The organism is Actinomyces sp. oral taxon 169 (assembly GCF_013394715.1).
GTDB lineage: Bacteria > Actinomycetota > Actinomycetes > Actinomycetales > Actinomycetaceae > Actinomyces.
Window position 1 is genome coordinate 735,825 of the sequence record NZ_CP058259.1, and the last position, 22,674, is coordinate 758,498.

The window sequence follows — 22,674 nt, forward strand, 5'->3', positions numbered from 1 at the left end:
GCCCGGCGCCACGGCACGTTGAAAGGGGAGGCACCTCAGGGTGCCTCCCCTTTCAGTATGCGCTCACAGAGTCTGCTGCATGTGTGCGCCATGTCCGGACTATTGTCTGGATGTTGAGTTGGGAACGTCTGTGCGGTCGATTCCCTGAAACAGGGCGGAGCATTAGGCCGGTTCGTTGGCGAAGCGGCGCGCCTGCCGCTCGTAGTAAGCGCGCCGTTCCTCCTCGCTCATGCCTCCCCAGACGCCATAGGGCTCGCGAGTGCTCAGGGCGTGGTCCCGGCACTCCTCCAGGACGGGGCAGTCCTGACAAATGGCCTTTGCTCGTTCGTCCCGTCGTCGACGGGAACCGCCTCTCTCTCCTTCGGGGTGGAAGAAAACCGACGAGTCCATGCCGAGGCAGGCTCCCCGGTACTGCCACTCCCAGAGGGTGGAGATCGGACCGGGCAGACGCGATGAGTCGTGCATTGCCTCCCTCCCCTCCTTTGGATATGGCGGTCGGGCGCACCGAACTCGATGCGCTATATCTAACGATAAGATCGCGCGGTGCGTTAATCAAGAAGAATCATTCTATCTCACAATGAAATTTTCTCCAGATTTGCTGGGTGTCTACGTTCTTGCTGTCTGAAAACGTGCGCCAGAATATGGCGTTCGAATAGCAGAAACGTTTTGTGAATGATGTTTGTCTGAAGTGTCTCTTTTTTCTGAAACGTTCCGCATTCATTGTTGCTTTATTTTTGGGATGCGCGTCACGTCGCCGCGGTGGTCTCTCCGCAGGGGCGGGTGCTGAGCGGCTGCCGGGTGGAGTGCCCGGCCTCACCCCTCCGAGCGCATCGGCGCCGGGCGGCTCGATGGCGCGGGCGGGCCGGTGGTCGGTGGGCTGGACAGGCCGGTGCCGGCGTATATGCACAGGGCGGTCAGCTCGTCCTACGATGTCCCCGTGAGCGACTCGATCACCAGCCCTGACGTCTTTGCCCCCACCGGACTCACTTACGACGACGTGCTCCTGCTTCCCAGGCTGACCGACGTCATCCCCTCCGAGGTCGATACGGCCTCCAGGCTGACCCCGAGGATCAGCCTGGCCACCCCGCTGCTCTCGGCCGCGATGGACACGGTCACCGAGTCGGACATGGCTATTGCCATGGCTCGTCAGGGTGGTATCGGCATCCTCCACCGCAACCTGTCCATCGAGGATCAGGCTCAACAGGTGCGACGCGTCAAGCGCTCGGAGTCCGGCATGGTCACCGACCCGGTGACCGTCGGACCGGACGCCACCATCGCCCAGCTCGACGAGCTCTGCGGCCACTACAAGGTTTCCGGCCTACCCGTCGTCGATGCGGGAGGCAACCTTCAGGGGATCATCACCAACCGCGACCTGCGCTTCGTCCCCCCGGAGCGCTGGGCGAGCCTGACCGTGCGCGAGTGCATGACGCCGCGTGATCGCCTCATCACCGGCGAGACCGGCATCTCTCGGGAGGACGCCAAGGCGCTCCTGGCTGAGCACCGCATCGAGAAGCTGCCCCTGGTCGATGCCGAGGGGCGCCTCACCGGTCTCATCACCGTCAAGGACTTCGTCAAGACCGAGCAGTACCCCCACGCCACCAAGGACGCCGAGGGGCGCCTCGTGGTGGGCGCCGCCGTCGGCTACTGGGGAGACACGTGGGAGCGTGCCAGTGCCCTGGCTGAGGCCGGCGTGGATGTCCTCATCGTCGACACCGCTAACGGCGGCGCCAAGCTGGCCCTGGAGATGATCTCCCGCCTGAAGTCCGATTCCGCCTTCGGCGGCATCGAGGTCATCGGCGGAAACGTCGCTACCCGTGAGGGGGCTCAGGCGCTCATCGACGCCGGGGCCGACGCCGTCAAGGTCGGGGTGGGGCCGGGCTCCATCTGCACCACGCGCGTCGTCGCCGGCGTGGGTGTGCCCCAGGTGACGGCCATCTACGAGGCGGCTCGCGCCTGCAAGCCCGCCGGGGTCCCCCTCATCGCCGACGGCGGCCTGCAGTACTCCGGTGACATCGCCAAGGCCCTGGTAGCCGGTGCGGAGACGGTCATGCTCGGCTCTCTGCTGGCGGGCTGCACGGAGTCTCCCGGCGACCTCGTCTTCGTCAACGGCAAGCAGTGGAAGCGCTACCGCGGCATGGGGTCGCTGGGGGCCATGAGCTCACGCGGACGCACCTCCTACTCCAAGGACCGCTACTTCCAGGCCGACGTCTCCTCGGACTCCAAGATCGTCCCCGAGGGCATTGAGGGGCAGGTCCCCTACTCCGGAGCGCTGGGCGACGTCGTCTACCAGCTCATGGGCGGGCTGCACCAGTCCATGTTCTACGTGGGTGCGCGCACGATCCCCGAGCTCAAGGAGCGCGGGCAGTTCGTGCGGATCACGAGCGCCGGTCTCAAGGAGTCCCACCCCCACGACGTCAAGATGACCGTCGAGGCCCCCAACTACACCGGGCGCGACGGGGTCTGAGACATCGCAGCCCGTTGACCAGACAGGCTCAGCAGAACCTTGCCGCGTAGGGAGCCGGCCGGAGTGATCCGGCCGGCTCTCTACGTATGGGCGTGCCTGCCGTTTGTGCGGCAGGGGTGCTTGGAGGGGCTCAGTGCGTGGGGGAGTCCGGCAGCGGCCAGGCGGTCTGGGCCGGGGTCCGTGAGGGGTTCTTGCGTGCCAGCCACTCGTTGAAGGACTCCGCCCAGGTGCGGTGGGCGCGGGCCTGGTAGGCCACGAGCTCATCGGGGCTGAGCTCTGAGAGCTGCGGGTGGGCCGCGGCCAGGGCCTCGAGCACATCGAGTGTGGCGGCCACGTCCACCTCCGCGGTGTGCAGGGCCTCATCGACGTGCACGCCGTAGACCTCGCAGAGGTCGCCCAGGCGGCGCTTGCCGCGGCGGTAGCGATCCACGGCGCGGTCCAGGACCAGCGGGTCGGCGATGGGGCCCAGCTCTCGGCCAAGGCGCGAGCGCATCGTGGGCAGCTCGTGGCGAGCAAGCTCGGCCTCCATGAGAGTCAGGTCGTAGGAGGCGTTGAAGGCGACGACCGGGGTGCCGGCTGCCATCGCCGCCACCAGGTGCTCACTGACCTCCGCCAGCACCTCGCACGCCGGCCGCCCCTCGGCGCGGGCCCGCTCGGTGGTCACGCCGTGGACCGCGGAGGCTGCCTCGGGGATCTCCACGCCGGGGTCGGCGAGCCACGTGGTCACCGACTGCGCCCGGACTCCGTCTGCCTGAGGCGCCGCCCGCCAGACGAGCGCCGCCGTGACCAGGCGGTCGCCGCAAGGATCCACTCCGGTGGTCTCGGTGTCGAAGCCGAGCAGGGGACCGTGGGGCCAAGAGGAGGAGACGGTGGTGGTGTCGTCGGACACGGAGGAGGAGTGCGGGGTGCTCATGGGGCCAGCATGCCACCGGGGTAGGACATCAATGCGTCAGTAATGAGTCAGTGCCGGCGCCTCTCGGCCGACGTCGGGGCGCGCTCGTGCGCGCGGCTGCCCCGCCGGTCGCTCCGGTGGATGCCGGACCGGCCCCACTAGGATCGGGCCATGAGCACAGAGGTCGAGATCGGACGCTCCAAGCGTGCCCTGCGCGCGTACTCCTTCGACGACATCGCCCTGGTGCCGGCCCGTCGCACTCGGGACACCTCTGAGGTGCGCGTGGGCTGGCATATCGACGCCTACCACGTGGACCTGCCGGTCATGGCCTCCCCCATGGACTCGGTGATGAGCCCCGAGACCGCCATCATGGTGGGGCGTCTGGGCGGCATCGGCGTCCTGGATCTGGAGGGTCTGTGGACCCGCTACGAGGACCCCACCGAGGCCCTCGAGCGCATCCGCCGGGCCGATCCGTCCTGGGCCACCGGTGTCCTGCAGGAGGTCTACCGCGCCCCGGTCAGACCCGAGCTCATCACCGAGCGGCTCAGCCAGATCCGCGCCTCCGGCGTCGTCGTCGCCGGGCGGCTCAGCCCCGCCCAGACGCAGCGCCACTGGCGCACCGTGGTCGAGGCGGGCGTGGACCTCATGGTCATCCGCGGATCCTTCGTGTCGGCCGAGCACGTCTCCGGATCCGTCGAGCCCCTCAACCTCAAGCGCTTCATCTACGAGCTCGACGTGCCCGTGGTCGTCGGCGGGGTGACCACCTACACCGCCGCCCTCCACCTCATGCGCACCGGCGCGGCCGGGGTCCTCGTGGGGCAGGGTGGCGGCGCCTCCTCCTCCGTGCGCCAGGTCCTGGGGCTGCACATGCCCATGGCCACCGCCGTGGCCGACGTCGCCGGGGCCCGGCGCGACTACCTCGACGAGTCCGGGGGCCGCTACGTCCATGTCATTGCCGACGGCTCGGTGGGCAACTCCGGCGACGTCGTCAAGGCCATCGCCTGCGGCGCGGACGCCGTCATGCTCGGGGCCGCCCTGGCCCGGGCCGAGGAGGCTCCCGGCGGCGGTTACCACTGGGGCGCCGAGGCCCGCCATGAGCGCCTGCCGCGGGGCTTCCGCAGCCACGTGGGCACAGTGGGCACCATGGCCGAGATCCTCAACGGCCCCTCCGACCGCGCTGACGGCACGCTCAACCTCATGGGCGCCCTGCGCCGCACCCTGGCCACCACCGGCTATGCGGACGTCAAGGAGCTCCAGCGGGTCGAGGTCGTCCTGGCGCCATACACCGGTTCTTGAGGAGGCCTCCTCGACGAACCGTGATTTTGAAGGGAGGAACAGTGCAACAGAGCCGTGATCTCGGGTAGTCTCGGCCGGGACAGCAGCCGCTGCGCTGCTCAGTTCGGTGTGGGGGCATGATCCGCTTCCCACACTGTTAGCCCCCACATGTCACAAGGAGCTTCACATGGCCCAGGTCACCGCCACCATCGCTTCCAAGGTCGGTCTGCACGCCCGTCCTGCTGCCACCTTCGTCAAGGCCGTCGCCGAGAAGGGCGTCCCGGTCACCATCGCCAAGGAGGGCGGCGCTGCGGTTGACGCCTCCTCCATCCTCGGTGTGATGACCCTGGGCGCCGGCTTCGGCGACGTCGTCACCCTGGCCTCCGACGCCGACGGCGCCGAGGCGGCCCTCGAGGACCTCAAGGCCCTCCTGGAGACCGACCTGGACGCCTGAGAACAAGCCCAGCCGGACGGGGCGCGCTCCACTGCGGGGCGCGCCCCGTCCGCGTTGAAACGCAGACAAGTACCCGTGTCGAAGAGCGTTGCGGACCCGCCATGAGCATTGCCATCGCCCTCGTGCCCTCCCTGCTGTTCGGGGCACTGTCCCTTCTTCTCGGAGCCTTCCCCACCGACATCCGCCGCCAGAACACCGCGGTCATGGTGGGAGCGGGAGCCGTCTCGCTCGGATGCGCCGCCATGCTCGGCTCGCCCTGGTCCCTGAGCGCCACCGTGTGGGGCGTGGCCTGCGGACTCATGTGGACCGGTGGGCAGGTCTCCGTCCTGTGGGCCTTCCGCGCCTGGGGCGTCAGTCGCACCATGCCTCTGACCACCGCCCTCCAGCTCCTGCTCAACGCCACCCTGGGCGTGAGCCTCTTCGGTGAGTGGCGCGCTCCCGGGGCCCTGATCCTGGGGGTGGTGGCGCTCGCGCTCATCATGCTCGGCGCCGCCGCTTGCTCCTGGCAGGAGCGCACCGGCCCCGGTCCCACGGCCGCGCAGCGACGTGACGGTCTGCTGGCCACCGCCGCCTCAGCCGTCCTCTACGGCTCCTACCCCTCGCTGCTGCGCGCCGTCGAGGTGCCTCCGGCCCACGCCGTCGGACCCATGGGGCTGGGGCTGCTGGCCGGTGCCGGACTGTGCGCCCTCATCCTGCCGCGGCACGCGTCCCTACGGGGCCCGCGGATCGTTCCGGCCGCGCTCGCCGGGGGCCTGTGGGCGGTCGGTAACGCCCTCATGCTGCGCTCGACGGCGGCTGTGGGTGTGGCCTCCGGCTTCACCCTCTCCCAGCTCGGCTTCGTCCTGGCCACCGTCGGCGGCCTGACCATCCTGGGGGAGAAGCGCACTGGCCGGGAACGCGTGGGTGTGGCCGCCGGCGTCGCGGCAGCCGTCGTCGGCCTGGTCCTCATGGGGCTGGCGACCGGCATGGACACCGGCGCGTCCCCCTCACAGTAGCCGGTGCTCTGGAGGCGGATCTTCTGACCTGAGTTGCACAGTTTTTAGTGCCCTGTTGGGATGCTCAGGGCGGTGAGGATTTCTTCGGCTTCGGGGGTCAGGGGGTCGGCGGCGGTGAGGTGGTGGCCGTTGAGGTTGATGGTGACGTCTTGGAGGGGCTTGAGGGCACGGATGATGCGTTTGATGCTGATCCCGGTGGCCTCCTGGAGGTGCCGGGCTATGGCCAGGGAGGCCATGACCACGGTCAGGTGAGCCTCGATGGCATCGCGGGTGTGGTGGAACACGGGGCGGGCTCTCAGGTCGTGCTTACTCATCCGGAAAGACTGCCCGGGCGTGCCACAGCTCGTGATACGAGGAGACCACCTCACCAGCGCCCATCAGGCGGGACGGAACGAAAGGTGGCGTAGCCCTTGAGTCCCACCAGGGAACGGGCCCTGGCCAGGGAGGCCTCGTCCAGGGTGGTGTCACCGGCGTGGGTGGTGACAAAACGCGTGCCCTTGGGACGCTTCTCGCCGGCGACGGATGGCCCTGGCGCGGTTGGCCTGGGCGGTCAGGGTCTGGTTGTCCCTGGCGGCGCGCTTCTTGGAGTAGACCCAGATGGCCCTCCATGAGCCCGGGTGAGTGTCCGGGTCCCAGACGGGCTCACGACGCTTGCTGACGTCGCGCTGGCTCCTGGAGCCTTTCTTGGGGGTGATGGTGTCGATGACCTGGCCGTCGGTGAAGGCGTCACCTTCCCAGTGGAAGTGGGCCTCCAGGTCGCCTGGGGCCCGGACCTGGCGGGCCCCGACAATGAAACGTAGCTGCGCCTTGTCCAGGGTCGTCAGGTTGGCGGCCGAGAGCATGCCGGCGCCCGTTGACGATGATGAGGTCCTCGATGCCGTGGGCGGCCTGGAAGGCCTCCACGATGGGGATGATGGTGGTGGTCTCAGCCTTGTTTCCCTCCCAGCAGCCGACCTGGAGGGGGAAACCATGGCGGTCGACCAGCAGGCCGACGATGATCTGGGGGGCGACCCTCCGCTCTTTGGAGTAGCCGACCCGCCGCAGGTCGTCCTCACGCTCAGCCTCGAAATAGAGCGTGGTCACGCCTGCAGGCACAGGGCCAGACCGGAGGTGTTGGTGACGTGCTCGAACAAGGCCCCAGAGATCGCCTGGCGGTAGCCCCGCTCGATGCAGCGGCCCAGGGACGCGTACAGGGTGTTGCGGTGAGCCGGGAACGACCACCCCACCCCCACAATCCCAACGAAAAACCCCACCCTGAAACACAAACCACCCCAACCTGTGCAACTCAGGATGGAAGCATCTACGGCCCATTCGCCGCTATTACTGCTGGCTCATCTCGAAGATAGAGGGCTTCCCGCCGACGCCGCTGACCATGGACACCATGCCGTTGTCATCCGTCGAGTGCGCCTACCTTCTGGCGGAGCAGAGGCGGCTGCGCCGTCCTGATCTACCACCCGCTGTGGGGCCGGTGCCCGACCCGTCTTCCAATGAGCGGTTCACCGTGCTGGAAGTGGATAGCCGGGTCGATATGGCCGAGGCGTTGAACTGCCTGTATCGGGAATACCTCGAGCAGTCCAGAAGGGCCGGGCTCATTCCTCTCGCCGATGCTCCCGAGGAGGATGCTCCACCGGATGGCGGTGCGGACGGGCGGCAGCGCTGATCGGGCGGAGTGCTGCGGGTCCTCCGGGGCGGCGGTGGTCGACTGTGGTGGGCAGCGGTCGGCGGCGGGCCTGCCGCTCAGGACACCGGGGCCGTCTGTGCTCGTGCCGTGCTCGCGGGGCTTAGCATGCTCGCTGTGCTTAACCTGCTCATGCCGACAGACGCTCCTTCATGTGGTGATGCCCCACGGTCTCCACGCCGGCCACGTTAATCCATGGTGCCAGGACGATGACTGCCAGGCAGGCTGCGAAGGGGACGCCGGCCAGGGACAGGAGCACCGACCCGGCCAGGGCCGCGATGGTCAGGCCCAGCATGAGTTGGTAGATGCGCCCCAGGGCGCGCAGGTTCACCGCGACCACGAGTGCGTACAGGATGATGACGAACACGGCCACGGGTACTGCGACGCTCAGGACGGCGCCGGTGGACGAGATCACTGCGTGTCCTTCCTCGCGCAGGGCGGCGACGTGCAGGCCCGTCCCGATCGCCGCCAGGGAGGCGAAGAGGATGAAGTGGACGTAGGCCACCGTCACGGTCCTGGCCGGGTGCTCATGGAGGATCTGGCCGAAGGGTACCTCGAAGTAGACCCACCACAGGCCCAGCGCGATCGAGACCCCTGAGGCCAGGACCACGACCGTGGAGGCAGACCATCCGTGCTCGGTGTACAGAGCGGTTACGGACTGCGCGGTTCCCACCAGCACCTCGCCCAGGGTGATGATCGTCAACAGGCCGAAGCGCTCGGCCAGGTGATGAGGGTGCCAGCCCATGTGGTCGTAGCGGCGCACGAGGTGCATCGGCACCGCCAACTCCATGGTGAACAGCAGGACCGAGACGATGAAGAGCGACAGGGCGTTAAGGTGGACGAAGAGCGTGCCGACCCACAGCACCTGGGCCAGTGCGATCCACAGGGCGTGGATCCGGCAGGCGCGGGCCTGGTCCGGGTTGGCCCGCGCGGCCCGCAGCCACAGCGCGACCAGTGAGACCCTCATGACCACGTACCCGGCCACTATGGTGCCGCTGTGCAGCTGCCATCCGTGCTCGAAGCCCTCGTAGAGCGCGGGGATGCCCGTGGTCATCATGATGATGCCCACCATCTGGACCGCGACTCCCGACCGCACGCCCCAGTCGTCGGTGTCGTAGGAGGAGGCGAAGCTGGAGTAGCTCATCCAGGCCCAGATCGTGCAGAACTGGACGAAGCCGAACGCCGCCAACCCGGCCGCCACATGCCCGGAGGCCAGGACGTGCGCCATCTGGACGCCGTTGACGCCGAAGGCGATCACCAGGGTCAGGTCGTAGAGGAGTTCCAGGGTGGTGGCCACCCGGTGCTCCTCGTGCGGGTCGCGTGAGCGCATGGGCGTCAGGGAGTGCAGGAAGCGGCCCGCGGTCGCAGAAGGGGGTACTGCAGTGGCTGAACGGGGTGCGTCGGTTGCGCTGGTATCGGTCATGAAGAGTGTTCCTGTCGGCGACATGCGGGCGGGCGGTTCTCGGGCGGTGCTGAAGATATCCGCTGTTCGACTACTGGGCGTCAGCAAGGTTATGGTGAGCAGCATATTGTGCGTCCCAGGGAAGTCGAACCTGAGTTGCACAGTTTTTAGTGCCCTGTTGGGATGCTCAGGGCGGTGAGGATTTCTTCGGCTTCGGGGGGCAGGGGGTCGGCGGCGGTGAGGTGGTGGCCGTTGAGGTTGATGGTGACCTCCTGGAGGGGCTTGAGGGCACGGATGATGCGTTTGATGCTGATCCCAGTGACGTCCTGAAGATAGCGGGCGACGGCCAGGGCGGCCATGACCACAGTCAGGTGCGCCTCGATCGCGTCACGGGTGTGGTGGAACACGGGGCGGGCTCTCAGGTCGTGCTTACTCATCCGAAATGACTGCCCGGGCGTGCCACAGCTCGTGATACGAGGAGACCACCTCACCGGCGCCCATCAGGCGTGCAGGAATGTTGGTGACGTAACCCTTGAGGCCCACCAGTGACCTGGCCCGGGCCAAAGAGGCCTCGTCCAGGGTGGCGTCACCGGCGTGGGTGGTGACGAACCTGGTGCCCTTGGGACGTCTCTCGCCAGCGACGGATGGCCCGGGCCCGGTTGGCCTGGGCGGTCAGGGTCTGAGTGTCCCTGGCGGCGCGCTTCTTGGAGTAGGCCCACACCGCCCGCCACGACCCCGGGTGAGTGTCCGGGTCCCAGACGGGCTCACGACGCTTGCTGACGTCCCGCTCGCTCCGCGAGCCTCTCCTGGGGGTGATGGTGTCAATGAGCTGCCCATCAGTGAACGCGTCACCGGCCCAGCAGAAGTGGGCCTCCAGGTCACCTGGGGCCCGGACCTGGCGGGCCCCGACAATGAAACGTAGCTGCGCCTTGTCCAGGGCCGCGAGGTTGGTCGCTGAGAGCATGCCGGCGCCCGTTGACGATGATGAGGTCCTCGATGCCGTGGGCGGCCTGGAAGGCCTCCACGATGGGGATGATGGTGGTGGTCTCAGCCTTGTTCCCCTCCCAGCAGCCGACCTGGAGGGGGAAGCCGTGGCGGTCGACCAGCAGGCCGACGATGATCTGGGGGTCGACCCTACGCTCTTTGGAGTAGCCGACCCGCCGCAGGTCGTCCTCACGCTCAGCCTCGAAATAGAGCGTGGTCACGCCTGCAGGCACAGGGCCAGACCGGAGGTGTTGGTGACGTGCTCGAACAAGGCCCCAGAGATCGCCTGGCGGTAGCCCCGCTCGACGCAGCGGCCCAGGGACGCGTACAAGGTGTTGCGGTGAGCCGGGAACGACCACCCCACCCCCACAATCCCAACGAAAAACCCCACCCTGAAACACAAACCACCCCAACCTGTGCAACTCAGGTCTGAAGCCCGTGCGCAGCCACGCCGACGGCGCCGCCGCAGCGCAAGGCTGCGGCGGCGCCGTCGATCGGAGGGTAGGTGATGGGCGAACGGCCCTCACTGGTACGGGCTCAGCAAGGCCCGATCAGTCTCAGCCCTGCTCGCCCCCGGAGGGATTTGGCTTGATCCACCACCACAGGCCCATGCCCGCGGCGATGGCCAGCAGGCCCAGGCCCGACCACAGGTTGGCGTTGATGCCGCCGGTCTTGCTCATCTCCTCGGCGCTGTTGAACAGGACCGAGCACACCACCAGGTAGAGGCCGATGAGCCCCAGAGCCCCGGTGATGACCGCCCGGATGTCCGTGAGTGAACGATTGCTCATGAGTGTTCTCCTTCGTGTGTCCGGGCCGGACTAGTGGAAGATGCTGTTGAGTACGATGACCAGGACCCCGGCGATGATCCCCAGCGGGATCGGACGGCGGTACCAGGGCAGCTCGTGCAGGTGCGGGTCGGTGCGCTCGCTCTTGGGGGTCAGGGCGTAGACGAAGCCCTTGAGCTCGGAGTCGGGCTTGGGTGCAGTGGCCATGGAGACCAGCACCGTGATGACGACGTCGACCGTGAAGGCCACGCCCGCCGCCAGGAAGGCGCCGCCCTGTCCCGGCATGACCAGGTGCTTGGTCCAGATGAGGATGTTGACCCCCAGGGCGCCCAGGGTTCCGCTGATGAGGCCGATCCAACCGGCGTGCGGGGTGGCCCGCTTCCAGAACATCCCGATGATGAAGGTCGCGAACAGGGGAGCGTTGAACATCGAGAACAGCGTCTGGAGGTAGTCCATGAGGTTGGAGTAGCTCGACGCGATGATCGCGGTGAGGATCGCGACTACGGAGGCCGTCAGGGTCGAGAGCTTGCCGACCATGAGGTAGTGGGCATCGTCGGCGTTCTTCTTGATGTAGTGCTGGTAGATGTCCACGCCCCACACGGTGTTGAAGGCGGAGATGTTCGCCGCCATGCCCGCCATGAAGGAGGCCAGTAGACCCGTGATCGCCAGACCCAGCAGACCGTTGGGCAGCAGGTCGCGCATGAGGTAGAGGACCGCGTCGTTGAACTGGTATCCAGCCCCGGAATCTGCCTTGAGCTGTTGGATCTCCGAGACCATGACGCCGGCGACCATGCCCGGGACGATGACGAGGAAGGGCACGAACATCTTGACGAAGGTGCCGATGATCGGGGTCGACTGGGCCGAGGAGATCGAGTCCGAGGCCATGGCCCGCTGCACCTCGACGAAGTTCGTCGTCCAGTATCCGAAGGACAGCACGAAGCCCAGGCCGAAGACCAGGCCGACGACGGACAGCAGGTTGGAGTCGAAGCCGGAGATCGAGTTGCCGGGCCAGGAGTGCAGCTGCTGAGCCGCGACCTTGGCTGCCTCGCCGGCGTCGTCGGGGTGGGCGGCCGTGGCAGCGGCAGTGATCTTGCTGGTCAGGCCGTGCCAGCCGCCCACACGGTGCAGGCCGATGAGGGTCAGGGGCAGCAGGGCCGCCACGATGACGAAGAACTGGAGGACCTCGTTGTAGATCGCCGCGGAGAGCCCACCCATGGTGATGTAGGAGAAGACGATGACGGCTGCCACGATGAGCCCCACCCACAGGGGCCAGCCCAGCAGCCAGTTCATGATCTTGCCCAGCAGGTACAGGTTGATGCCGGCGATGAGCAGCTGGGCCAGGGCGAAGCTGAGCGCGTTGACCAGGTGCGCGGCGGTGCCGTAGCGCTTGAGCATGAACTCGGGCACCGAGCGCACCTTGGAGCCGTAGTAGAAGGGCATCATGACCAGACCCAGGAAGATCATGGCCGGGACCGCGCCGATCCAGAAGTAGTGGAAGGTCGGCATGCCGTACTCGGCGCCGTTGGCCGACATTCCCATGATCTCGACGGCGCCGAGGTTTGCCGAGACGAAGGCGATACCCGTCACCCAGGCCGGCAGGGAGCGGCCCGAGGTGAGGAAGCCATCGGCTGTGGCCGCCTTAGCGCGGGCGATGAGTCCGACACCGATGACGAAGGCGAAGTAGATCGCGATGGGGATGTAGTCGTACCAGCGTGCGGCGATGAGCGTGCTGGATGCCGCTGACGAGGTTGATAAAGCGTTCAGCGTGGAGGACATCGGTGTACCTCTCAAGGGATAAGTGTTCACATGGGCAGGGTCGTTCATGCCCGCCCGGCAGGCTAACACAGTCCGTCCTGAGCAGGGCTTTTGCGGCTGGCTGCACGCCAGGGAAGATCGTGCGAGTTCGCTGAGTGAGGTGTGTGTCCAGCCAGGCGCACCGGGACGTGAGCACGGCGGACGAGGACGGGTGACCGGCTGGTGGGCCCGCGGTGGGTAGAGTGCCCTCCATGACGCTGACTGCTGCTGCCGACGGCTCCTCCCTGGGCAACCCGGGACCGGCCGGCTGGGCCTGGTACGTGGACGATGACTGCTGGGCCGCTGGAGGCTGGGAGAGCTCGACCAACAACCGCGGCGAGCTCACCGCCGTCCTGGAGCTCCTGCGGGCCACCGAGGCCGCCGGGCTCGCCGGCGAGGAGCTCCTCATCCAGTGCGACTCCCAGTACGTCATCAACTCCCTGACCAAGTGGCGCCACGGCTGGAAGAAGCGCGGCTGGCGCAAGGCCGACGGCAAGCCCGTCCTCAACGCCGACCTCGTCAAGGACCTCGACGCCGCGCTCGCGGGCCGCACCGTGCGCTTCGAGTGGGTGCGCGGGCACGTCGGCCACCCCATGAACGAGGCCGCCGACTCCCGGGCCCGCGGCGCTGCCACCGCCTTCCAGCAGGGCCGCCCGGTGCCCGCGGGGCCGGGCTGGACCCGGGGCGGTCGGGCACCGGGGAATCGGGAGGCGCAGCCGGCGCCTGGTGCGACGTCGTCGAGCGCCCCCGCCGCGCCGCAGGCCGACGCCCTGTTCTGAGAGCTGAGGAAAGGCTGAGGATCGGGGCGCAGCATCCGCAGGACCCCGGTGAGCGTCTCTCACAGAAACGGCACAGGTCCGTCAAACACGTGGCATAAGGCCTCCCGCGAGGCTTACTGCCATGACGACGACGAGCCCCGCCCTCCCCGCTTCCCACCCGACGATCCTGAGCCGCCTGGCCGGCCTGCGCCGCCGCATCCCCACGGTCATCCTCTTCGCCGCCGTGTCCTTCACCGGTTGGAGCGTCGACTACGCGCTGGTCCTCATCCTCAACTCGCTGACCGACTCGGTCCTCTACGCCGTCGTCGGAGCGCGGATCGTCTCCTGCACCCTGGGCTTCCTGCTCAACCGGCGCCTGTTCGGGGCGGGCCCGGAGACCTTCTGGCGCTCGGCCGGCGGCTACACGGCGGTCCAGGGCGGGGTCACGGTGACGTCCTACACCGGCATCGCGGTCCTCACCGGCGCCGGCGCGCCCCTGTGGCTGGCCAAGGTGCTGGTGGACTCCACGCTCTTCATCGTCAATTACCTGGCCCAGTCCCGCCTCGTCTATCGCGTCCCGGCGCAGCAGCCGGTCCCGGCCCCGGCCCTGGCCACCGCGGCCTGAGGGGACGGGGCGGAGGCTCAGGACTGGGCGTCGCGCATGAGGATGACGAGCTGGACCCGGTCGCGCAGGTCCAGCTTGGTCAGGATCCGGGTGACGTTCTTCTTGACCGAGTCCGGGGCCAGGACGAGGCGCTGAGCGATCTCCGCGTTCGTCAGCCCCTGGGCTACCAGGTCGGCCACCTCGCGCTCGCGGGGGCTGAGATTGTCGAGGCGCTGGCGTGCCGCGCGCTGACGGGGTGAGGCCACGGGGCTGAGCATGTGCCGGTTGAGCAGCTCGCGGGTGATGCGCGGAGTGAGGATCGCGTCCCCGGAGCTGACCGCCCGCAGCGCCTGGTGGAGGTCGGCTGTGCGGGTGTCTTTGAGCAGGAACCCTGAGGCGCCGGCCGACAGCGCCCCGAAGGCGAACTCGTCCTGGTCGTAGGTGGTCAGCACCAGGACCCGGATTGAGGGGTAGAGCTGGGAGATGCGGGCCGTGGCATCGATCCCGTTGAGTACCGGCATGCGCACGTCCATGAGGACGACGTCGGGAAGCGGCCGGCGCTCCTCAAGCAGGGCGGCGAGCTGGTCGAGGGCGTCCTGGCCGTGGACGGCCTCGGCCGTGACCTGCAGGTCGTCGGCCCGGTTGATGATGAGGGACAGGCCCATGCGGGTGGCTCGCTGGTCATCGACGATCATCACCGTGATCGGCCTGAGGTCGCTCGACGAGCTCTCGGTGCCTGACCCGGAGGGGGCGGATGGACTCACCGTGATGCACCTTCCGGGAAGGGGACGAGGGCGCGCAGCACCCAGCCGGATGCGCCCTCATCGGCTGTGGGGCCGGCCGACAGCGTGCCGCCGTGCTCACCGACCGCGGCGGCCAGGTTCGCCAGCCCGTGGCCGGCCGCTGCCGGTGCCTGAGACGAGCCCGGGAAGCCGTCTGCGTGGCCTGGCTGCGCGGCGCGACCGTCGTCGGACACGGTGATCCGCGTGGAGGCCTGGTCATGGTCCAGGGAGACAACGACGCGCGTGGCGCCCTCTGCGTGGCGCATGACATTGGTCAGGGCCTCCCGGATGACGACATAGACGACCTCCCCGAGGGCCTGACTGCAAGATGCGTCGAGAGGGCGCCTGCCGGTCTCGGTGAGAGCCGCACTGATACCGGTGGCCCTCACTGTGGTCAGCAGGTCGTTGAGCCGGTCCCAGCCGGCTGCGCCCGAGGGGGACTGCGGGCCCTCCAAGACCCGGCCGGTGAGGGGATCGGTGGTCTCAGCGGCGTCGTCGGGGGAGGGGCCTGGTGCTGCCTGGAGCGAGGCGACGGCGCGCCGGGTGTCCGCCAGACCCTCGCGGGCCAGGGCGTTCATCATGTCAATGGCCTCGTCTGTCTGTGGGCTGCCGCCGGCCCCCTGCATCCCCTCGGACAGGGCGATGATCGCGGTCAGGGCGTGGCCCACGGAGTCGTGGAGCTCGGCCGCCACCCGGGCCTGGTGGCGGGCGGCGTCGCGCTGGGCGACCAGCCGCTGCTCGGCGGACTGCGCCGCCAACTGGGCGTCCCCGTGCTCCAGGGCCTCCCGGCGGGAGCGGGAGATCGAGGCCACCGCGAGCACGAGCACCAGGGCGATGAAGTCAGGGCTCAACGCGCTCACCTGCGGCCACTTGGCCAGAGCCGTGGGGACGAGGGTGCACGGCGCGCAGATGCCGAAGCCGATGAGTCGGTCACGGGTGGGGGCGGCCACGAGCAGGGCGTAGAGAGCCAGCATGGACAGCAGGTTGAGTCCACCGCGCGGCCCCCACAGGTCGGCGGCGGCCGAGGCCAGGCTCGTGGCGGTGACGACGGCGAGGGGCCAGCAGCGTCGGGCCAGCAGCGATCCGGCGAGCAGCAGGGAGACGATGACCCAGCCCCGCATGGGCAGGTGCGGGTAGGTGTACGAGGCCACGTTCAGCACCATCAGCTGGAAGAGGCACGCGGCTCCGGCCACCGCCCACAGGGTCAGGGTGCTGGTGCGCCACCACTGAGCCACCCGGTCCAGGAGGGTCCGCGGGACCCGTGAGACGTGTGCCGCCTCGGGCACTGTGGGAACGTGGCTCATGACTGGCGCCTGACTGCTCGGCGCAGAGCCAGGGTCAGCAGGACCACCCACACCAGGCAGATGACTCCTTCGAATGCCGCGGCGCCCAGTGAGGTCACGTAGCCCGGGCTCATGGCCGAGGTGGTTCGGGTCAGTGAGGCTGCGGGGTTGAGGACGCTCAGCGGTCGAGCCACGAGAAGCATCGCCAGCCCCGCAATGATGCTCAGCAGGACCGTGGACATCGTGGTGGCGAAGGACGTCATGACTGCGCCCAGCCAGGTGACGAAGGTGAGGATGACCCACATTCCCAACGCGACGACGGCGAAGCGCGGCAGGAAGGCGACCAGGCCCACCAGGCTGAAGCCCGAGGCGAGTCCCGTCACCGCGGTGGTCAGGACCAGGACCGCGGTGGTGAGGACCGCGACCTGGAGCCCGTGCAGCAGCTTGCCCGCGACCATGGTGGTCTCCAGGCCGGTGGCGCTCATCCGCTGCCAGTTCCTTCCCTGGTGCTCACTGCTGGCGATCTGCGCGGCGAAGGCACCCAGCGCGAGCGGCAGGAACACCATTGAGAGCAGGAGCGTGGACTGGGACCACGTGATCTCCCAGGTGACGCCCTGGGCCTCGAACTCGCTCCGGTAGGTGCGGTACTGAATGTAGCCGGACAGGGAGCCCAGGGAGCACAGGGCGGTGACGGCGACCCAGTACCACCGGTTGGGGGACTTGCGGTTCTCCCAGTACCAGGCGGCTCGTACTGACGGGCGGGACTGGGGAGAGGGCGGGGCAGTCCGGCCCAGACCGGTCGGCTGCGGCGTCGTGGACGGGCCGGAGGGACCGGGGAGCGCTGACGGGTGCTGAGCAGGTCGGAGGGGCCGGCCTGCCGTGTAACGTGTGACTGGTGCGGTGGTGCTCATCGGTGATTCTCCTGGTGGACGATAACGAGGTGGGCGGCGACGGTCCACCCGACCGCGACCAGTGCGGCGAGGGCCGCCAGGGTCCACGGGTGGGACACGAGCGTCATGTCGCCGCTTTCCCGCATGGACGTGCGGGAGGCGACCGTGTCAATGGGGGTGGCTGCGGGAACGATGCCCCAGGGCAGCAGCCATGAGAACTTCCCGAGGTAGGCGTAGGGCAGGCTCTCGGCGATGAGACCGCCGATGGCCGCCGCACCCAGGCTGACGCCCTGCTTGTCGAAGCAGGTGGACAGCGTCAGCTGGACCGCGGAGATGGCCAGCGTTGAGCACGCCGCCACCGCGAGGGCGGGAGGCAGTGTGCTCCAGTAGGAGCCGGTGACGGTCAGTCCGATCGGGCCGGCCAGCACGGTGACAAGTGTGAAGAGGGTCATCTCTATGCACAGGACCGTGAGGATCACGATGACCAGCTTGCCTCGGTAGCGGGTCAGGGGGCTCTGCCCCAGCGCCGTCATCAGCTGGCCCATGCGCTCCTCGGTGTCCACGGTGACGATGCGCGAGGCCAGGATCGCGGTGATGAGGGGCATGAGGAAGGCGATGATCTGGATGAACTCGTCCAGGGCAAGCGTGGCGTGGCGTGCGCCAACCGGGCCGCTCGCCCGATGGGTGATGAGCATGCCGCTCCATACCAGGCACACGGCGTCGGCGCTGGCGGCAATGAGCCAGTAGCGCTTGCGGCGCAGCTTGCCCAGCTCGAGGGCCAGGGTGGTCCACGCCCGGCTCAGCGGGGAGAGGGGGAGTGCGCGCGGCGCCGCCGGTCGCGTCGGGGGCTGTGTCAGGTGCTGTGTCGGTGGTGTTGGCTGCGCGGCCATGGTGGCTGCCGGGCCCGCTGTACTCACTGGGGTGCTCATCGATTCATCTCCTGAGAGGCGAGGGGAGGCTGGGCGGCCAGGACCGGCTCGGTCAGCTCCAGGAAGGCCTGCTCGAGGGTCTTGCGCACGGTCTGGACCCGGTAGACGGTCGTCCCGGAGGAGACGATGCGGGTGATGAGCTCGCCGACGACGTCGTCGGGCATCATGGGGGTGCGCACGGCGCCGTCCCGCACCTCGTGGGTCACCCCGAGGGAGGTCAGGAGCGCGGCGACGGCCGTGGGCGAGGAGACGAGCAGCTCGATGACCCCCTCGTCGCGCAGCCCGGCCAGGGTGCCCTGATAGCGCAGCCGTCCGGCGCAGATGATGCCGACGGTGTCGGCCATCTGCTCGATCTCCGACAGGATGTGGGAGGAGACGATGATCGTCACGCCCTCCTGGCGGGCCAGGGTGACGATGAGCTGGCGGATCTCGGCCACCCCGGCGGGGTCGAGCCCGTTGGTCGGCTCGTCCAGGAGCATGAGGGCCGGGTTCGACAGCAGCGCCATGGCCAGTCCCAGGCGCTGCTTCATGCCCATGGAGTAGTGCTTGACCTGCTTGTTCTCCTGCCCGACGAGGTTGACGGTGGCCAGGGCGTGCTGGACTCGGTTGGAGGCCAGCCCCAGGTAGGAGGCCACCATGGCCAGGTTCTCCTTGCCGGTCAGGCTCGGGTAGTAGGAGGGGCCCTCGATGAGGGAGCCGATGGTTCCCGGCGGCAGGGGGTGGCGCTGGCTGACCGGGCGTCCCAGGACACTCATGCTGCCCGACGTCGGGCGGGTCAGTCCTAGCAGGAGCTTCATCGTGGTGGACTTGCCGGCGCCGTTGGGGCCCAGGAAGCCGTAGATGCCGCCGGCGGGCACGGACAGGTTCAAGCCGTCGACGGCGTTGACACCGTTATAGGTGCGGGTCAGTCCCTCAGTGACCACGACGAGTCCCTCGGAGGGAGAGGGGACGGCCGGGGCGGGCACGGCGCCGGGTGCTGCTGGGACGGGCACGGCGCCGGGGGCGGTCGGGGCTGGAACGAAGGGCGCGGCCGGTTGCGGAGCCGGTGCAGGGACAGGTGTGCCCCCGTTCATGGCTGCGGTCTGGTGCAGGGGCGTTGTTGGAGGGGCGGGGGGTCTTGGTGTGCTGGTGACAGGTGCGTTGCTCATGACTCCATGGAAGCCCTCAGGGCCTCGCGCGCGCACCGCCGTCGGCCGGTTTGTCCCCCCTGGGGGACGACGACGGTGCCGCAGCCTCCCCTGGTGGGGCGGCTGCGGCACCGCGTGATTGTCCGGGCCCGGCAGTGCTGGGCGTCAGATTCCTGTGCGCACTTCCGGGAGCGGCTCAGATGAGGGTGAGCGCCTGGCGTGCGATGGCGAGCTCCTCGTTGGTGGGCACCACGAGCACGGTGACCTTCGAGTCCGGGGTGGAGATGACGCGCGGCTCGTCGGAGCGGGTCTCGTTGACCCCCTGGTCGATCTTGACACCCATGAAGCCCAGGCGCTCGCCGAGCTCACGGCGCAGGTTCGCGTCGTTCTCGCCGATACCGGCGGTGAAGGTCAGGGCGTCCAGGCCGCCCATGACGGCGGTGTAGGCGCCCACGTACTTCACGAGCCGGTGCAGGTAGATGTCCATGGCCTCGCGGGCCTCCTGCTCACCGGCGCCGATGCGCTTCCACACCTCGCGCATGTCGTTGTCCCCGGCCAGGCCCTTCATGCCCGAGCCGCGGTTGAACAGGTGGTCGATCTCGTCGATGGACATGCCGGCCACGCGTGCCAGGTGGAAGACGGCGGCCGGGTCGATGTCGCCGGTGCGCCCGCCCATGACCAGGCCCTCCAGCGGGGTCAGACCCATGGAGGTGTCCACGGCGTGCCCGGCCACGACCGCCGAGGCCGAGGCCCCGTTGCCCAGGTGCAGGACGACCTGCTTGAGGTCGTCGCGCCCCAGGAACTCGGAGACCGCCCCGGAGACGAACTGGTGGCTGGTGCCGTGAGCCCCGTAGCGGCGGATGGAGTAGGTGTCGGCGACCTCGCGGTCCAGGGCGTAGCGGGCGGCCTCCTCGGGCAGGTCCTGGAAGAAGGCGGTGTCGAAGACGGCCACGTGCGGCACGTCGGACAGGAGGCGGCGCCCCACCTCGATGCCCTTGAGGTGGGCGGGGTTGTGCAGCGGGCCCAGCGGCACGAGCTGCTCGATCCGGGCCACGACGTCGTCGTCGATGAGAGCCGGGCCGGAGAAGTAGCGCCCGCCCTGGACGACCCGGTGGCCCACGGCCACGATGTGGGCGTCGGCCAGTGAGGGGCCCTGCTCCTCGAACAGGCGCAGCACCTCGGACAGGCCGAAGCCGTGGTCGGGGACCGGCTCGGTGATCTCGGTGCGCTCCTCGCCGTGCTTGTGGGTGATGGCGCCGGTCTCCTCACCGATGCGCTCCACCAGGCCCGAGGCGAGCGAGGCGCCCGAGTCGGGGTCGACCAGCTGGTACTTGATGGAGGAGGAGCCGGAGTTGATAACGAGGACGGTGCGCTGAGTCACGGGGTGCCTTTCAAGAACGGTCGGGGATGAACGCGGGGATGACTGGATGACTGATGCGGGTCCCGGGTGGGCCTCAGCGGCGTGGGGCCGGGACCCGGCCCCACGCCGCTGAAGGGCTCAGCCCTGGGCCTGGACGGCGGTGATGGCGACGGTGTTGATGATGTCCTCCACCAGGGCGCCGCGCGAGAGGTCGTTGACCGGCTTGTTGAGGCCCTGTAGGACTGGGCCGATGGCGATGGCGCCCGAGGAGCGCTGGACCGCCTTGTAGCCGATGTTGCCGCTGGACAGGTCCGGGAAGATGAAGACGTTGGCCCGCCCGGCCACGAGCGAGTCCGGGGCCTTCTTGGCGGCCACGGTCGGGTCGATGGCGGCGTCGTACTGGATGGGGCCCTCGACGGCGAGGTCGGGCTCCTTGGCCCGCACCAGCTCGGTGGCCTCACGAACCTTGTCCACGTCCGCGCCCTTGCCGGAGGTCCCGGTGGAGAAGGACAGCATCGCCACGCGCGGCTCGACGCCGAACTGGCGGGCGGTGGCGGCCGAGGAGATGGCGATGTCGGCCAGCTCGGCGGCGTTGGGCTCGGGGTTGACGGCGCAGTCGCCGTAGACGAGCACCCGGTCCTGCAGGAGCATGAGGAAGACCGAGGAGACGATGGAGGTCCCCGGCTTGGTCTTGATGATCTGGAAGGAGGGGACGATCGTGTGGGCGGTGGTGTGGGCGGCGCCCGAGACCATGCCGTCAGCGTCTCCCATGTGGACCATCATCGTGCCGAAGTAGGACACGTCCTGGACCTTCTCGCGGGCCTGCTCGAGGGTGACGCCCTTCTTGGCGCGCAGGCGGGCGAACTCCTCGGCGTACTTCTCCAGGAGCTCGGGGTCGTCCGTGGCGACGACTCGGGCAGCGGCGATGTCCAGGCCCAGCTCGGTGGCGCGGGCCCGCACCGTGGTCTCGTCACCCAGCAGCACCAGGTCGGCGATGCCGCGGCGCAGGATGGCGTCGGCGGCGCGCAGGACCCGGTCGTCGTCGGGCTCGGGCAGGACGATCGTCTTGCGGTTGGTGCGCGAGCGCTCCACCAGCTCGGCCTGGAACATGATGGGGGTGACGACCTCGGACGGCTCGACCTCCAGGGCCGACAGGAGGGCCTCGACGTCGGCCTCCTGCTCGAAGGTGGTCACGGCGACGTCGATCTTGCGCTCGGAGCCGTGGGCGAGCAGACCCTGCAGGGAGCCGGCCGCGGAGGCGGCGGCGAAGGTGTCCAGCGGGGAGGTGATGACCGGGATGTTGACGTCCAGCCCCTCCAGGAGGCGCAGCGCGTGGGGCGCCACCTCGAAGCCGCCGTTGAGGACGAGACCCGACAGGATCGGGAAGCTCGAGGAGGCCTGGGCCGCCATGAGGGAGATGAGCATGGCGGAGCGGTCGGCCGGGACGATGGCGAGCTGTCCCGCCGTCAGGCGCTCCAGGACGTGGGAGACGTCCATGGCGCACACGAGGACGGACTCGGCCTCGCGGTCGAGCAGCGTCTCGTCACCGGCGATGAGGGTGCCCTCGACGGCGTCGAGCACCTCGCGCACCACCGGGGCCGCCAGCAGCGGCACCTCGGGCAGCGTGGTGGAGGTGATGCCCTCGATGGCGGTCAGTGCCTCGCCGACGGCCTGGCGGGTCTCGGGCAGGCACTTGTTGGCCACGACTGCGACGGTACGGGCGTGGTTGTCGGCGATCTCGGCCATGGAGACCTCCACGGAGGCGACGACGTCCTCCACGTCATTCTGTCCGGAGACCACCAGCAGCACCGGGACGCCGATGTTGGCGGCCACCCGGGCGTTGAGGGCCAGCTCTGGGTTGCCGGCGACGTCGGTGAAGTCCGAGCCGTCGATGATGACGACATCGTGCTCGCGCGCCATGGCCCGGTAGGCGTCGACGATGCGTGCCAGGGCCTCCTCGGGGTCGGCGTGGAACTCGTCCCAGGTCGCGCCGACGCACTGCTCGGGGGGTGTGGTGGAGCCGGCACGGTTCAGCAGGAGGCTGAGGAAGGCATCGCCCTCACGGCTCTCCACGAAGGGGCGGAAGACGCCGACCTTGGCGACCACCTTGGTCAGACAGGAGACCAGCCCGAGGGCCACCGTTGACTTCCCGGTTCCGGCGTTGGGTGAGGCGATGTAGATACTGCGCGCCACGTTAGGTCCTTCTCGCGTTGTCTTG

22 protein-coding genes and 1 pseudogene are annotated in these 22,674 nt (G+C 68.8%); 7 read left to right on the plus strand and 16 right to left on the minus strand.

Going from position 1 to position 22,674, the window contains the following annotated elements:
• Positions 1 to 162: 162 nt before the first annotated feature.
• Positions 163 to 465 (minus strand): WhiB family transcriptional regulator, encoded by a 303-nt coding sequence (locus HW274_RS03145; RefSeq protein WP_185989150.1) that lies wholly within the window; start codon positions 463 to 465, stop codon positions 163 to 165.
• Positions 466 to 901: 436 nt separating this feature from the next.
• Between HW274_RS03145 and guaB the strand changes: the two genes are divergently transcribed.
• Complete coding sequence (guaB, locus tag HW274_RS03150) at positions 902 to 2,464, plus strand: IMP dehydrogenase (RefSeq protein WP_185989151.1); 1,563 nt, start codon at positions 902 to 904, stop codon at positions 2,462 to 2,464.
• Between the two features lie 130 nt (positions 2,465 to 2,594).
• Here guaB and HW274_RS03155 read toward each other — a convergent pair whose 3' ends face one another.
• The gene (locus HW274_RS03155; RefSeq protein WP_185989152.1) at positions 2,595 to 3,377 is read right to left on the minus strand and encodes an exonuclease domain-containing protein; all 783 of its coding nucleotides are present in this window, start codon (positions 3,375 to 3,377) and stop codon (positions 2,595 to 2,597) included.
• Positions 3,378 to 3,527: 150 nt separating this feature from the next.
• On the opposite strand from HW274_RS03155, the gene HW274_RS03160 reads away from it, so the two are divergent.
• The 3 genes from HW274_RS03160 to HW274_RS03170 all read left to right on the plus strand — a co-directional run bounded on the left by HW274_RS03160 (position 3,528) and on the right by HW274_RS03170 (position 6,080).
• Positions 3,528 to 4,652, plus strand: coding sequence for a GuaB3 family IMP dehydrogenase-related protein (locus HW274_RS03160; protein WP_185989153.1), 1,125 nt, complete (start codon positions 3,528 to 3,530; stop codon positions 4,650 to 4,652).
• Between the two features lie 166 nt (positions 4,653 to 4,818).
• The gene (locus HW274_RS03165; protein WP_010614584.1) at positions 4,819 to 5,085 is read left to right on the plus strand and encodes an HPr family phosphocarrier protein; all 267 of its coding nucleotides are present in this window, start codon (positions 4,819 to 4,821) and stop codon (positions 5,083 to 5,085) included.
• A 101-nt stretch (positions 5,086 to 5,186) separates the two neighbouring features.
• The gene (locus HW274_RS03170; RefSeq protein ID WP_185989154.1) at positions 5,187 to 6,080 is read left to right on the plus strand and encodes a GRP family sugar transporter; all 894 of its coding nucleotides are present in this window, start codon (positions 5,187 to 5,189) and stop codon (positions 6,078 to 6,080) included.
• Between the two features lie 44 nt (positions 6,081 to 6,124).
• On the opposite strand, the gene HW274_RS12955 is transcribed toward HW274_RS03170, so the two are convergent.
• From HW274_RS12955 to HW274_RS12965, 3 genes are all read right to left on the minus strand, one after another.
• Positions 6,125 to 6,394, minus strand: coding sequence for a hypothetical protein (locus HW274_RS12955; RefSeq protein ID WP_396027383.1), 270 nt, complete (start codon positions 6,392 to 6,394; stop codon positions 6,125 to 6,127).
• A 150-nt stretch (positions 6,395 to 6,544) separates the two neighbouring features.
• Positions 6,545 to 6,922, minus strand: a complete 378-nt coding sequence (locus HW274_RS12960; protein WP_396027384.1) for a hypothetical protein — start codon at positions 6,920 to 6,922, stop codon at positions 6,545 to 6,547.
• Positions 6,923 to 7,159: 237 nt separating this feature from the next.
• Positions 7,160 to 7,306: a hypothetical protein gene (locus tag HW274_RS12965; RefSeq protein ID WP_256692593.1), complete on the minus strand. Its 147-nt coding sequence runs from the start codon at positions 7,304 to 7,306 to the stop codon at positions 7,160 to 7,162.
• Positions 7,307 to 7,461: 155 nt separating this feature from the next.
• Here HW274_RS12965 and HW274_RS03180 point away from each other — a divergent pair, with 155 nt between their 5' ends.
• The gene (locus tag HW274_RS03180; RefSeq protein WP_260679166.1) at positions 7,462 to 7,740 is read left to right on the plus strand and encodes a hypothetical protein; all 279 of its coding nucleotides are present in this window, start codon (positions 7,462 to 7,464) and stop codon (positions 7,738 to 7,740) included.
• Between the two features lie 148 nt (positions 7,741 to 7,888).
• On the opposite strand, the gene HW274_RS03185 is transcribed toward HW274_RS03180, so the two are convergent.
• The 4 genes and pseudogenes from HW274_RS03185 to HW274_RS03200 all read right to left on the minus strand — a co-directional run bounded on the left by HW274_RS03185 (position 7,889) and on the right by HW274_RS03200 (position 12,705).
• Positions 7,889 to 9,181, minus strand: a complete 1,293-nt coding sequence (locus HW274_RS03185) for a low temperature requirement protein A (RefSeq protein WP_185989155.1) — start codon at positions 9,179 to 9,181, stop codon at positions 7,889 to 7,891.
• 146 nt (positions 9,182 to 9,327) lie between these two features.
• Positions 9,328 to 10,508 (minus strand): annotated as a pseudogene (locus HW274_RS03190) (IS1634 family transposase); the annotation flags it as partial.
• 193 nt (positions 10,509 to 10,701) lie between these two features.
• Entirely contained in the window at positions 10,702 to 10,932 is a 231-nt protein-coding gene (locus HW274_RS03195) for a hypothetical protein (RefSeq protein ID WP_060956631.1), read from the minus strand.
• 30 nt (positions 10,933 to 10,962) lie between these two features.
• Complete coding sequence (locus tag HW274_RS03200) at positions 10,963 to 12,705, minus strand: sodium:solute symporter family protein (protein WP_185989156.1); 1,743 nt, start codon at positions 12,703 to 12,705, stop codon at positions 10,963 to 10,965.
• A 230-nt stretch (positions 12,706 to 12,935) separates the two neighbouring features.
• Here HW274_RS03200 and HW274_RS03205 point away from each other — a divergent pair, with 230 nt between their 5' ends.
• Positions 12,936 to 13,502, plus strand: a complete 567-nt coding sequence (locus HW274_RS03205) for a ribonuclease H (RefSeq protein ID WP_060958104.1) — start codon at positions 12,936 to 12,938, stop codon at positions 13,500 to 13,502.
• Positions 13,503 to 13,623: 121 nt separating this feature from the next.
• Positions 13,624 to 14,106, plus strand: a complete 483-nt coding sequence (locus HW274_RS03210; protein ID WP_185989157.1) for a GtrA family protein — start codon at positions 13,624 to 13,626, stop codon at positions 14,104 to 14,106.
• Positions 14,107 to 14,123: 17 nt separating this feature from the next.
• Here HW274_RS03210 and HW274_RS03215 read toward each other — a convergent pair whose 3' ends face one another.
• From HW274_RS03215 to pta, 7 genes are all read right to left on the minus strand, one after another.
• Positions 14,124 to 14,849 carry a response regulator transcription factor gene (locus HW274_RS03215; protein WP_185989158.1) on the minus strand — a complete coding sequence of 242 codons (726 nt, stop codon included), beginning with the start codon at positions 14,847 to 14,849 and terminating at the stop codon, positions 14,124 to 14,126.
• Positions 14,846 to 16,171: a sensor histidine kinase gene (locus HW274_RS03220; protein WP_060956628.1), complete on the minus strand. Its 1,326-nt coding sequence runs from the start codon at positions 16,169 to 16,171 to the stop codon at positions 14,846 to 14,848. Before HW274_RS03220 ends, HW274_RS03215 begins: the two co-directional genes overlap by 4 nt.
• Positions 16,168 to 17,061, minus strand: coding sequence for an ABC transporter permease (locus HW274_RS03225; RefSeq protein WP_060956627.1), 894 nt, complete (start codon positions 17,059 to 17,061; stop codon positions 16,168 to 16,170). The genes HW274_RS03220 and HW274_RS03225 overlap by 4 nt, the downstream gene beginning before the upstream one ends.
• Positions 17,058 to 17,969, minus strand: a complete 912-nt coding sequence (locus tag HW274_RS03230) for an ABC transporter permease (RefSeq protein WP_185989159.1) — start codon at positions 17,967 to 17,969, stop codon at positions 17,058 to 17,060. The genes HW274_RS03225 and HW274_RS03230 overlap by 4 nt, the downstream gene beginning before the upstream one ends.
• Positions 17,966 to 19,042, minus strand: coding sequence for an ABC transporter ATP-binding protein (locus tag HW274_RS03235; RefSeq protein WP_260679167.1), 1,077 nt, complete (start codon positions 19,040 to 19,042; stop codon positions 17,966 to 17,968). The genes HW274_RS03230 and HW274_RS03235 overlap by 4 nt, the downstream gene beginning before the upstream one ends.
• 250 nt (positions 19,043 to 19,292) lie before the next feature.
• The gene (locus HW274_RS03240) at positions 19,293 to 20,477 is read right to left on the minus strand and encodes an acetate/propionate family kinase (RefSeq protein WP_141407332.1); all 1,185 of its coding nucleotides are present in this window, start codon (positions 20,475 to 20,477) and stop codon (positions 19,293 to 19,295) included.
• A 117-nt stretch (positions 20,478 to 20,594) separates the two neighbouring features.
• Complete coding sequence (gene pta, locus HW274_RS03245; RefSeq protein ID WP_003789431.1) at positions 20,595 to 22,649, minus strand: phosphate acetyltransferase; 2,055 nt, start codon at positions 22,647 to 22,649, stop codon at positions 20,595 to 20,597.
• Positions 22,650 to 22,674: the final 25 nt, after the last annotated feature.